This is a genomic window from Acinetobacter sp. UBA5984, assembly GCF_002429925.1.
In the GTDB taxonomy this organism is placed as follows: Bacteria; Pseudomonadota; Gammaproteobacteria; order Pseudomonadales; family Moraxellaceae; genus Acinetobacter; species Acinetobacter variabilis.
On record NZ_DJBE01000067.1, the window covers coordinates 1 to 11,559 of the forward strand.

Sequence of the window (11,559 nt, forward strand, 5' to 3'; positions counted from 1 at the left end):
TACCAAGACGGTATCTCAGGTAGACACTATGGAAAAATGGTCAGGCTATCATCGGCGAAGTTTAGTTGAAACTAAGATGCGCTGCATTAAATTATTAGGAGATAAACTCAGTACAAGAAGTTTTGATAGCCAAGTCAATGAGCTTCATGCACGTGTAGCAGTCCTTAATAGATTTACGGAATTAGGTCGACCACTTACCCAAGTTACGCCTTAAATTTGGCTCAATTAGGGGCGCTTTGCCTTTCAAATATTTGTGCAATAAAGCCGTTGGAAAGTAACCTTGAAACAAGTTATAAGCTTCTTTTTAATAAATTACTGAGTATTTGTATAAATATTCAACATCTGATTTTTTTTAAACCAGATATTGAATTAAAATAAAAACCAATAAACAAGAATAAACATCATTGGTATTTATATTTTAATTATGTTCATTTACAATAAAAATTACTAAGTCAATACATATTTAGTCTAAAATATCCATCAATCAAAAATGTGTGATAGCTTCGAACGTTAATCTTTGCATACTTGTAATTTTGAGTATTACTTCAATTCTCTAAGCTAATTCTTTACAAGTGTTCCTATCACCATAATTGTTATTCTTGTCTTCGCTATAAAGCGATCCAAACCTGCCCTCCATGGTCATAATCGCATGAACAAATTTTTAAAATACCTATTGGTATTCATCGTTCTGCTTATTATTGCAGCACTAATCTTTTTATTTAGACCTATCGCGTCTAAGAAAATTCAAAACACCAGCAATGAGCCTGTCGTTGACGCAGTCTTAGTTGGTGGTGGCATCATGAGTGCAACCCTAGGCACATATCTTAGTGAACTTGAGCCAAACTGGCAAATTCGCATGTATGAACGCCTAGACAAAGTTGCACAAGAAAGCTCTAACGGCTTCAATAATGCTGGCACAGGTCACTCTGGCTTTATGGAAATGAACTACACCTCTGAAAAAGATGGGAAAATGGACATTACCAAAGCTGTAAAAGTGGCTGAACAATTTGAAGTTGCAAAACAGTTCTGGTCTTATCAAGTCAAAGAAGGTGTTTTGGGACGACCAAATAGTTTCATCAACCCTGTACCGCATATTGCTTTCGTTTGGGGTGATAACGTGAATTTCCTCGAAAAACGTTACGCTGCAATGGTTAAAAACCCAATGTTTTATGGCATGAAATTCTCTGAGAATCCTGCTGAAATTAAACAATGGGCACCATTGGTGATGAATGGCCGTGATGCTGCACAAAAAGTAGCTGCAACACGCATGGATGTAGGTTCGGATGTGAACTATGGTTCAATCACCACTCAATTGGTCGATCACCTTAAAAAACAACCTAATTTCCAGTTACAAACATCGACTGAAGTGACTGGCATTAGCCAAAACGATGATAAAACGTGGACTGTTGCATTTAAAAACCTCACTACAGGGAAAACAGATCACGTGAAAACGCGATTTGTCTTTATTGGTGCAGGCGGTGCAGCGGTTAAACTTTTACAAATGACAGGCTTACCAGAAGCGAAGCAATATGCTGGCTTCCCTGTAGGTGGCGTGTTCTTAATGACCGACAACCCAAAAGTCACTGAAGGTCATACTGCAAAAGTTTATGGTCGTGCTGAATTAGGCGCACCGCCAATGTCTGTTCCACATATTGATACACGTTATATCGACGGTAAAAAATATGTGTTGTTTGGTCCATTTGCAACTTATTCAAACAAGTTCTTAAAACAAGGTTCTCAGCTTGATTTATTGAAATCAACCACTAAGAACAACGTTTTACCAATGACCGCTGTAGGTATGGAAAATCTTGATTTGGTGAAATATTTAGTTAGCCAAGTCATGATGACCGATGAAGACCGTTTTAATGAGTTGAAAAAATACTATCCTGATGCAAAACCAGAAGACTGGCGCATGAATCAAGGTGGTCAACGTGTTCAAATCATTAAGAAAGAACCAGGCAAACCTGCAAGCTTGCAATTTGGTACCGAGATTTTTGCATCACAAGATGGTGCTGTGACTGCCCTATTAGGTGCGTCTCCTGGTGCTTCAACTTCCCCTTATATTATGTTGAGCTTGCTTGAAAAAGCATTCCCTCAGCAAGTAGCAGGTAAATGGAATCCGAAATTACATGAAATTGTAAAATCGTACCAACAAGAACTCAGCACTAATCCTGTGCTTCTTGACCAAGTTCGCCAATACACCAGCACAACCCTTGGTTTGAAATATACACCTATGGCTAAAGCTGCAAATGACGAAACTATTGCGGTAGCAAAAGCACAGTAATCTGCTTTAAACCCTAAAAAGGATGGACTTTGCGCCATCCTTTTTTAATTCATATTTGAAACTATTCTATTTATGTCGCTTTTCCATTCCGATGCTTTTTTGGCTTTTCGTTCACGTGATTTTTCACTTCTGAGTGTCAATCAGTTGTGCTTAATTCTAACCATCATGATTCAAGAAGTCGTCATTGCCTATAGTATCTATCAACTCACTCAAAATCCACTCAGCCTTGGCATGATTGCCTTAATTGAGTTACTCCCCTTTATTTGCCTCTCCCTGATCAGTGGCGACTGGGCTGATCGCTATAACCGACAAAAAATTGTGCAGTGGAGTTTTAGCTGTAGCACTTTAATTCCATTATTATTTATTGTTCTTTTTTCTCAGTATCAACAACAGCACATTCAACAAAATACACTTTTATGCGGCATTTATAGCCTCATCTTTTGCTTAGGCATACTTAGAGGCATTTACAGCCCATCATTTAATTCATTACGCCCTTTTCTAACCCCCGAGTCAGCCTATAGCAATGCAGCCACATGGACCGCGCTCATTTGGCAAATAGGCGGCATTTTAGCACCTTTATGCGCAGGACTTTTACTCGGCCAACTTGGGCTTGAAAAAACCTTCTTTATTGTTTTTTTCTTGTGTTGCGTGGGTAGCATCTGCTTATTCGGATTAAGTCCTCGTCAATTCCCTAGCCCCCATAAACAGCATTTAAGCAAAAGTTTGAAAGAAGCCTATTTGTTTATTTTTAAACATCCACTAATGTTTTGGAGTATGTTGCTGGATCTCGGCGCCATGCTTTTTTGTAGTGTCATTATCTTACTGCCTATTTTTGCACACGATATCCTGCATCTTGGTGTTGAAGGCTTAGGTATACTCAGAGCTGCACCAGCTATTGGCGCCTGTATCATGATGTTGATGTTGACCTGTTATTCTCCGATGCAAAATGCATGGAGAAATATGCTCTATAGTAGTTTTGCAATTGCTTTGTGTACTTTAGCCTTTGCACTATCCTCCCATGTTTGGCTCTCAGTCTTCTTCCTTGTTTTAATCGGTGCCTTTGATAGCATCAGCATGGTCATTCGACAAACTTTATTACAGCAACTCCCCCCAAAAGCACTATTAGGGCGTGTAGCGGCTTTAAATGGCATATTAGTCACTTCAGGCAATCAGCTCGGTGCCCTACACATGAGCCTGATGACGCGCTATTTTTCTGTGGTGTCAGCAGTACTTATTGGAGGGACGCTGTGTTTAATAATCTGTGTTCTAAGCTTTACTCGTACGCGACATTTATTCAAGCCATCTCCAACACTAAAAAAACATGCCACAGTGGCAAAAAGTGAATAGCATGTTAAGCTTCAAATCTTCTTTTAATATGATGTGAGTTTTCAATAGAGCAAATTATGAAACAGATTTTCCCCTTTTCACATATTCTCTATACCAAACTCTATTCTTTCGTACTATCAGTGCTGTTGGCTTATTGCCTATTCAATGCAATTTATACGTTCATTATTGGTGGAACTGGTTTTTATTTATTTGCAACTTTTATTTTAGCTTTTCAATGTAATTTCGCGTTACGCACTTCTCTGCATGACCGTATTTACACCAGTTTAGGGTTAGTTTTGCTTATTATTGGGTTATTGTATACACATGGAATTCACTTTCTAAACCATTTAAAAACAATTGTATTGGTTCCTGCTTTAATTTTAACTGCCTTTGGAATAGATAATTTATATAGAAAGCCAAATAGACTTAGTTGTCTTAAAGTTGGACTGATCCTCGGCCTATTACTATTAGCTTATATTCAATATTATGATTTAGTAGAACTGCAAAATTATTATGACTCTTTACATAATGATGAGACTTGGCAGCAATTTGGCGCATTATAACAGCTGGCACAAAAAATTCGGTGGGTGAAAAATTTACAATCCTAATTCTGATTTATCATGTTATTACATAGGAAAACTGCCTTTAAAAGGCGGGTCTTGCTAGTCTGGAATTGCAGACGAAAGAGAATAAAATGCCTGTATATCAGATTCTAGAAATTGATCATTTTCAGCATCATAAACAAAAGATTTTTCTTCTAATAAGTATTGGCCATCTTGCTCATTAAGAAAATTTTAAAGTTATTTGCTTGATCAGGGAAAATTTGTTCTCCGTCAAAAAAGATCATAACAATCTCGAACGGCTTTGTTGCACAAAGATGTTCTTAAGGGCTTTTTCAGCAATATAATTTTCAAATGAAGAAGCATACACATAAAATTTACCGCACAACCAATTGGTCCGCATATAACAGAGCACGCATTCATTGCGGAAACATTGCCATTTGGTTTGATCCTGCTACGCAATGGTATGCTCCATCAAAAGGCAAACTAGGACGAAATCAAATCTACTCCGACGCAGCCATCCAATGCTGCTTAATGATTAAATCCTTATTCCGTCTGTCTTTACGTATGGTCACAGGCTTTGTGCAAAGTATGATTAAACTTTGCGGATGAGCAGCCCCGAATATCAGTGATATTCGTACACCACGCTTTGTAGAAGACAAAAGCATATTGATATTGCAATCTTGGAGAATATTCTCCAGAGCTTGATAATAATGGTCTTTATATTTTACCTGCTTCAGGTGAGTATGAAATTAGAGTATTACAACCTAGATCACAGGCAAGAAAAGATAAAAAACCTCAATACTGGATGAGTATTGACATTAAATAAAGACTTGCTAGATTCGTTTAAGCTTTTATACAAGGGTTCAAAAACTATTGCCAGTTAAACTGGGGCGTGATTTTTACGTATATGTGTTTATGTTAGTAAAATGATGTAGATCACTTGTTCAATCCCCCGAGGAATAATTTAATCTTGCCGTGCGTTAGTCACTTTTCTTTCAAAAGTTGATTATATCTTTCAACGTAACCAACGTGATATTCAAGCCCTTTTGATAGGAATTTGCAGTGAAAGAATAGGCGAAACTTGTCTTAAATAATGGTAATTCCTTATCTTTAAAATAAAGAACGCCCGATGAAATTCATTAGGCGTTTACTTTAACTAAATGTCAGCTTATTTTATAACCAGATGTACTTGTCAATCATGATTCTTTTTCTCAATTGCCTTAAAAAAACAATCTTGCTATTTTTGACTTTTCACACCATTTTGTTCAATTTGTACTGCGGCTTGCCAGCTAGGTAGTTGGCTTAAACCTGCTACATAACGTTGGATATGCGGATAATTTTCACCTTGTCCCATATGATAAACTAAAGCATGTAGTCCAAAGCCCATCATAAAGTCAGCACCGGTTAAACGGTCTGCCACTAGAAATTCTTTATCTTTTAAATATTCATTTAAATAGCTAAATACTTTATCGAACTCAACTTGAGTATAATTTTCTAGAAATACCAACTTCGTACCCTGCTTGGTTTCTATCGCATTAAACGTTTTTAACAAAAATGGCAGCATGGCCGAGCTTTCTGAGAAATGAATCCACTGTAGATAATCGACATAGGTAGGTTCATCCATATCTGGTGCTAAATGCGGCGCAAGTTTCTGAATTAATAACTCAATGATTGCGCCTGACTCTGCAATAACTTTGCCATCCCATTCCAATACTGGAGATTTCCCTAAAGGATGGATGGTTTTTAAAGAGTCAGGGGCCAAATGCGTGTTTGAGTCACGATAATAGCGTTTCAGCTCATAAGGCTGCTTGATTTCTTCAAGTAACCACAAAATGCGAAAAGAACGTGACTGATCTAAATGATGTAGTGTAATCATGATAATTCCTATTTTTTTAAATTTTTACAACGACTTTGCCAAAGTTTTCGCCTTTCAACATACCATTGAAAGCATTGATCGTGTTATCTAAACCTTGCACCATATGCTCTTTATATTTGATTTTTCCGTCTTTCAACCATTCAGACATTTGCTGATAGAATTCCGGATACTGACTGCCATAGTCATCAAAAATAATAAAGCCTTGCATGCGAATACGCTTTTTTAAAAGGGTGGAAATAAAGCCCGGTAAACGGTCTGGCCCTTGTGCTTGCTCGGTAGCGTTATACTGGGAAACCACACCACACACCGGTACACGTGCCGCAGAGTTAAGCAATGGCCATACCGCATCAAACACTTTACCCCCTACATTCTCATAATAAATATCAATACCGTTGGGAACTGCTTGTTGTAATTGTTCTGCAAAATTTTCATCATGATGATTGATACAAGCATCGAAACCGAGCTCTTCTACTGCATAACGACATTTTTCAGACCCACCTGCGATGCCAACCACGCGACAACCTTTAATTTTGCCAATCTGTCCAACCGTAGCACCAACAGGTCCCGTTGCAGCTGCAACGACTAAAGTTTCACCGGCTTTAGGCTGACTAATGTCCAACAGCCCCATATAAGCAGTAAATCCTGGCATTCCCAAAATACCCAGTGCCCAAGATGGATGTTCAGGTTGCATACCTAAGCTTTGACATGCAGTCCCATTAGAAATTGCGTATCCCTGCCAGCCATTTCCTGAAAGAACCCACTCGCCTTCTTTGAATTTTGGGTTTTTAGAGGCTACCACTTGACTGACTGTTCCACCGACCATCACTTCGCCAATTTCAACCGGTGCTGCATATGAAGGAGCATCACTCATGCGACCACGCATATAAGGATCGAGTGACAAGTAAATGGTCTTTAACAACATTTCGCCTTGTTTAAGTTCATTGAGCTCAACTTGCTCAATACGAAAATCGCTGTGTTTTGGCTCACCGACTGGCCGTTGAGCTAAAACGATACGTTGATTAATAACTGTTTTCACACATATAACTCCATGTTTTATTTAGAAGTATTTCTCTTCACAATCAAAAATTATGATTAAAATTTCTTTACATCCATTGTAGATGAGTTATAATAAAAAACAATACGACTGGTCTATTTTTTACAATAGAGTAAATAATTAATATGAAGCCTACTCCTATTAAAAAGTCTGAAGCGAAGCGCTTACACATTCTTAACACCAGTTCAGACCTGATTTTGCATAAAGGTTTTACTGGTGTAGGATTACAGGAAATTTTACAGAGCTGTGAGATCCCCAAAGGCTCGTTTTATCATTATTTCCAATCCAAGGAAGCTTTCGGATGTGAATTGGTACAGCATTATGTAGATAATTACCAAGTCCGTTTAAATGATGTATGGCGTAGTGATAAATCCCCTTATCAAAAGCTGATTGAGTATTTTAATTTATGGATAGAAGATCCTGAAACACAGTGTGGTTGGGCGGATAGCTGTTTAATTGTGAAACTTGCCGCAGAAGTTGCCGATCTATCTGAAGATATGCGCTCCATTATGTCCGCTGGCGTCGATGATGTAATCCAACGGATTGCTGCTTTAATTGATTTGGGAAAACAGGATCAGTCTATCCAAGCAGATACTGAGGCCTCGACGTTGGCACAAGTACTTTACCAAATGTGGTTAGGTGCAGCATTACTGAGTAAGTTGCAAAAAGATAAAACGCCATTACATCAAGCTCTGAGAGCAACTAAATTTCTATTAAAAAGTGAAGATTCATAAAAATTAAATTAAATATCAACAACATAATTAATGGTTTATGATAGCAACCCAATGATTACTTATTCATGTATTGCTATTAGATCGATTTACAATCCATGAGTATAGCGTGCAATGAATTCTCCTTCTAAAGCCCTCATGACTCGTATTTTAGTCGGATATTTAGGCTTATATCCCACACTATTACTAGTACTCACTTTATTAAAGCCAATTACTCAGCATCAAAGTTTCCCGATGATGGTGTTGATTGAAGTCATAGTATTAGTGCCAGTAACGCAACTGATTTCTTTCCCACTGGCAGGTTGGCTCATTACACAGCTAAAAAATTTTAAGAATTTGTTTTAACAAGAAATTGTGCTGGCAACAGCAATCCTAAGCCCTTATTTTGCCAACCTTTGTGGTTGGCAAAATAACTCACTTAGTCGAGATTAATCTGCGTAAGCTGGATAATCAATATAGCCTTTTTCCGTCCCACCATACATAGTGCTTGCATCTACTGTATTCAACGGCCAGCCATTAACGATGCGATCGGGTAAATCTGGATTCGCAATAAATGGGCGTCCAAATGCAATTAAATCGGCCAGTCCTGCCTCTAAAATTCGAGTCCCTCTTTCTGCCGTATATCGACCTGCATAAATAATCCGACCACTGAAAGTGTCTCTGACATCTCTACGAAAATCATGAGGAAGTTCTGGTGCATTATCCCAATCAGCTTCTGCAATCGATAAATAGGCAATCCCAACTTCTTCAAGTATTTTTATGGCTTCAATATAAGTCACATGTGGATCATCTTCAACCAACCCTATGTAAACACGATCTTCCTCTGTACTTTCAAATAGCGGGGCAAAACGCACTCCTAAACGATCTGCACCAACCACCTCAGCAACTGCCTCTACTACTTCACGTAAAAAACGCAAACGATTGTTTAGTGATCCACCATATTCATCTTCACGGTGGTTACTATGTGCAGAGATAAATTGATTTACCAAATAACCATTTGCACAATGAATTTCAACCCCATCAAAACCAGCAGCCAAGGCATTGCGTGCTGCTTGAGCATAGAGTTGCACTAATTCTTTAACCTCTGCATTGCTTAAAGCACGTGGCATGGAAGGATCAGCCAAGGTCCCTGCATTGGGCCCGGTCTCAATAAAGACTTTAACATTACTATCAGCCCTAATAGCCGAGGGCGCGACCGGTAATGCATGATCGGGTTGCAAAGATGTATGTGAAACACGCCCAACATGCCAAAGCTGTGCAAAAATAATGCCTCCTTTAGCATGCACTGCTTCCGTCACTTTACGCCATCCAGCAATCTGTTCAGGGCTGTAAATACCAGGAGTCCAAGCATAGCCTTGACCACGTGGCTCGATTTGCGTACCTTCGGTGACCATAAATCCTGCCCCGGCACGCTGTTGATAATAGGTTGCCATTAAGTCATTTGGAATATTCCCTGGCTGAGTACTGCGCGACCGCGTTAATGGTGGCAATACAATACGGTTTTGTAAAACATAAGGGCCTAAGCTTAAGTTTTGAAAAAGTTTGCTGGTCTTCATGTCATTGTATCCAAGTAATCATGACTAAATTGATCTAAACTAAAAAAATACCCTTCCTTCCTGTATATAGAAAAATAAAGGAAGAAAAGCTATTCACTCAGGCCCTTCACCATTAAATGAGGGTTATTTTGCTTATTGAGCCAGTTGCTCAAAGTCAGAAGTTTTATTCACTGCTAAGCACCACAACAGACACTAGCTACTCTTTATTTCAACAATTGAAGTAATGCTGTAGCGGTTGCAGCAGAAGAGGCTGGATTTTGTCCAGTAACCAGCAAGCCATCTACTTGAACATATACTTGCCAATCATCCACTTTAGAATAATGACCACCGTTTTCTTTAAGCATGTCTTCGACTAAAAATGGTACAATTTCAGTCAAACCTACAGCGGCCTCCTCAGTATTGGTGAAACCAGTCACTAATTTACCGCTAACTAAAGGCGCTCCATTACTCGCTTTCACATGACGAAGAACACCCGGGGCATGACACACTGCTGCAACAGGTTTGCCAGACTGAATCGCCTGTTCAATCAGAGAAATTGAAATCGGATCTTCTGCTAAATCCCACAATGGGCCATGCCCGCCTGGATAAAACACTGCATCATAATCAGCTACAGAAATTTCGCTAAGTTTATGCGTCTGTGCCAATGCTTGCATTGCAGTTGGATCTGCTTCAAAACGATGAGTGGTTTCAGTTTGAGCATCGGCTAAATTACTTTTCGGATCTAGTGGTGGCTGCCCACCTTGAGGCGACGCCAGCGTAACTTCAGCACCAGAGTCAATAAAGGTGTAATACGGTGCAGCAAGTTCCTCTAGCCAGAAACCTGTTTTCTTACCAGTATTGCCAAGTTGATCATGTGAGGTTAAAACGATTAAAATTTTCATGTTATTTCTCCGATAATTTTCATGATTGAGGAGCATTGTTACAGGGTCAGAGCATGCCAGATACGCGCATTTAGCTTAGATGCTCATCTCGAGAATTTGGCGACTGATCTCTAATGAAACATTTTTATGTTCGCCTAGCTGTGTAAGATTATGTGATTTAAGTTGCGTAATGATGATCTCAATATCTGTCTCCCCCAGCCCATAATCACTAAGACGAGTCGGCAATCCAAGTTCCTCAAAGAAGGCTCGAGTACGAGCAATAGCAGTATCAATACGTTGTTCTTCATCACCTTCGACAATCTGCCAGACACGAGCTGCATACTGTAGTAATTTTTCTCGCTTCTCTTGACGACGCACTTGTAGATTGGCCGGCAACACAATCGCCAAGGTACGAGCATGATCAATACCATGTAAAGCCGTGAGCTCATGTCCAATCAAATGGGTTGACCAATCTTGTGGTACACCAGCTCCAATTAGCCCATTCAGTGCCATGCTAGCAGCCCACATCAAATTCGCACGCGTGTCATAATCTGCTGAATCTTCCAAGATTTTCGGCCCAATCTCAATCAAAGTTTGCAATAGACCTTCGGCAAAACGATCTTGTACTTGTGCATTCACAGGGTAAGTTAAGTACTGTTCCATGACATGAATAAATGCATCGACCACGCCATTAGCTAACTGGCGTGTCGGCAAGCTAAAAGTTTTATTCGGATCGAGTACGGAAAATTGCGGAAAAACATAGGGACTGCTAAATGACAACTTGGCTTGGGTCGATTTTCTGGTGACTACCCCACCGCTATTCATTTCTGAACCAGTTGCCGGAAGGGTGAGTACACTTGCAAAAGGCAAAGCTTGAGTAATTTTAGTACCATGGGTTTCTAAAATCTCCCATGTATCCCCTGTATAATTGACTGCTGCTGCAATAAATTTAGTACCATCAATTACCGATCCACCACCGACAGCCATCAAGAAATCTATCTTTTGTTCTCGAATCAGCTCTACGGCTTTCATGAGGGTTTCATAACTCGGATTCGGCTCAATTCCGCCAAATTCATGAATTTCTCTTGCACCTAATGCTTCACGCACCTCAGCTAAAGTACCATTCTTACGTGCACTTTCACCACCAAACAACATTAATACTTTTGCTTCTGTAGGCACATAGTCATTGATTTTAGCTATTGTATCGCCACCAAAAATAATGCGGGTCGGATTATAAAAGTTAAAATTCAGCAAATTTTTATCCTAGGATGATCAGATAATTGATTTGAAAAACCACCGTTATTCATCA

10 protein-coding genes and 2 pseudogenes are annotated in these 11,559 nt (G+C 39.3%); 7 read left to right on the plus strand and 5 right to left on the minus strand.

Going from position 1 to position 11,559, the window contains the following annotated elements; genetic code table 11:
- From B3J29_RS10950 to B3J29_RS10970, 5 genes and pseudogenes are all read left to right on the plus strand, one after another.
- Nucleotides 1–214: pseudogene (locus tag B3J29_RS10950) on the plus strand (IS5/IS1182 family transposase); the annotation flags it as partial.
- A gap of 435 nt (nt 215–649) precedes the next feature.
- Nucleotides 650–2,284: a malate dehydrogenase (quinone) gene (mqo, locus tag B3J29_RS10955; protein ID WP_004812147.1), complete on the plus strand. Its 1,635-nt coding sequence runs from the start codon at nt 650–652 to the stop codon at nt 2,282–2,284.
- A gap of 72 nt (nt 2,285–2,356) precedes the next feature.
- Nucleotides 2,357–3,631 carry an MFS transporter gene (locus tag B3J29_RS10960; protein WP_004812146.1) on the plus strand — a complete coding sequence of 425 codons (1,275 nt, stop codon included), beginning with the start codon at nt 2,357–2,359 and terminating at the stop codon, nt 3,629–3,631.
- A 56-nt stretch (nt 3,632–3,687) separates the two neighbouring features.
- On the plus strand, nt 3,688–4,173 hold the full coding sequence (locus B3J29_RS10965; protein WP_004780074.1) for a hypothetical protein: 486 nt from the start codon (nt 3,688–3,690) through the stop codon (nt 4,171–4,173).
- A gap of 351 nt (nt 4,174–4,524) precedes the next feature.
- Nucleotides 4,525–4,853 (plus strand): annotated as a pseudogene (locus B3J29_RS10970) (transposase); the annotation flags it as partial.
- Nucleotides 4,854–5,410: 557 nt separating this feature from the next.
- Here the strand turns inward: B3J29_RS10970 and B3J29_RS10975 are convergent.
- Both B3J29_RS10975 and B3J29_RS10980 read right to left on the minus strand, forming a co-directional pair.
- Nucleotides 5,411–6,049 carry a glutathione S-transferase family protein gene (locus B3J29_RS10975; RefSeq protein ID WP_004812145.1) on the minus strand — a complete coding sequence of 213 codons (639 nt, stop codon included), beginning with the start codon at nt 6,047–6,049 and terminating at the stop codon, nt 5,411–5,413.
- A gap of 16 nt (nt 6,050–6,065) precedes the next feature.
- On the minus strand, nt 6,066–7,085 hold the full coding sequence (locus B3J29_RS10980) for an NADP-dependent oxidoreductase (protein WP_004812144.1): 1,020 nt from the start codon (nt 7,083–7,085) through the stop codon (nt 6,066–6,068).
- Between the two features lie 143 nt (nt 7,086–7,228).
- Between B3J29_RS10980 and B3J29_RS10985 the strand changes: the two genes are divergently transcribed.
- Nucleotides 7,229–7,837, plus strand: coding sequence for a TetR/AcrR family transcriptional regulator (locus B3J29_RS10985; protein WP_004281836.1), 609 nt, complete (start codon nt 7,229–7,231; stop codon nt 7,835–7,837).
- A gap of 111 nt (nt 7,838–7,948) precedes the next feature.
- Nucleotides 7,949–8,179: a hypothetical protein gene (locus B3J29_RS10990; RefSeq protein ID WP_001087973.1), complete on the plus strand. Its 231-nt coding sequence runs from the start codon at nt 7,949–7,951 to the stop codon at nt 8,177–8,179.
- An 83-nt stretch (nt 8,180–8,262) separates the two neighbouring features.
- Here the strand turns inward: B3J29_RS10990 and B3J29_RS10995 are convergent, their stop codons facing one another.
- The 3 genes from B3J29_RS10995 to B3J29_RS11005 all read right to left on the minus strand — a co-directional run bounded on the left by B3J29_RS10995 (nt 8,263) and on the right by B3J29_RS11005 (nt 11,504).
- Nucleotides 8,263–9,390, minus strand: coding sequence for an alkene reductase (locus tag B3J29_RS10995; RefSeq protein WP_004812143.1), 1,128 nt, complete (start codon nt 9,388–9,390; stop codon nt 8,263–8,265).
- A gap of 203 nt (nt 9,391–9,593) precedes the next feature.
- Nucleotides 9,594–10,271, minus strand: a complete 678-nt coding sequence (locus B3J29_RS11000; protein ID WP_004761253.1) for a type 1 glutamine amidotransferase domain-containing protein — start codon at nt 10,269–10,271, stop codon at nt 9,594–9,596.
- Nucleotides 10,272–10,346: 75 nt separating this feature from the next.
- Nucleotides 10,347–11,504, minus strand: a complete 1,158-nt coding sequence (locus B3J29_RS11005; RefSeq protein ID WP_004812142.1) for an iron-containing alcohol dehydrogenase — start codon at nt 11,502–11,504, stop codon at nt 10,347–10,349.
- Between the last annotated feature and the right edge of the window lie 55 nt (nt 11,505–11,559).

Excerpts from the sequence above, each read along its gene's own strand:
- mqo (WP_004812147.1), top strand. The coding sequence starts at position 650 with ATGAACAAATTTTTAAAATACCTATTGGTATTCATCGTTCTGCTTATT.
- B3J29_RS10990 (WP_001087973.1), top strand. The coding sequence starts at position 7,949 with ATGAATTCTCCTTCTAAAGCCCTCATGACTCGTATTTTAGTCGGATAT.
- B3J29_RS10965 (WP_004780074.1), top strand. The coding sequence starts at position 3,688 with ATGAAACAGATTTTCCCCTTTTCACATATTCTCTATACCAAACTCTAT.
- B3J29_RS10960 (WP_004812146.1), top strand. The coding sequence starts at position 2,357 with ATGTCGCTTTTCCATTCCGATGCTTTTTTGGCTTTTCGTTCACGTGAT.
- B3J29_RS10975 (WP_004812145.1), bottom strand. The coding sequence starts at position 6,049 with ATGATTACACTACATCATTTAGATCAGTCACGTTCTTTTCGCATTTTG.
- B3J29_RS11000 (WP_004761253.1), bottom strand. The coding sequence starts at position 10,271 with ATGAAAATTTTAATCGTTTTAACCTCACATGATCAACTTGGCAATACT.
- B3J29_RS10985 (WP_004281836.1), top strand. The coding sequence starts at position 7,229 with ATGAAGCCTACTCCTATTAAAAAGTCTGAAGCGAAGCGCTTACACATT.
- B3J29_RS10995 (WP_004812143.1), bottom strand. The coding sequence starts at position 9,390 with ATGAAGACCAGCAAACTTTTTCAAAACTTAAGCTTAGGCCCTTATGTT.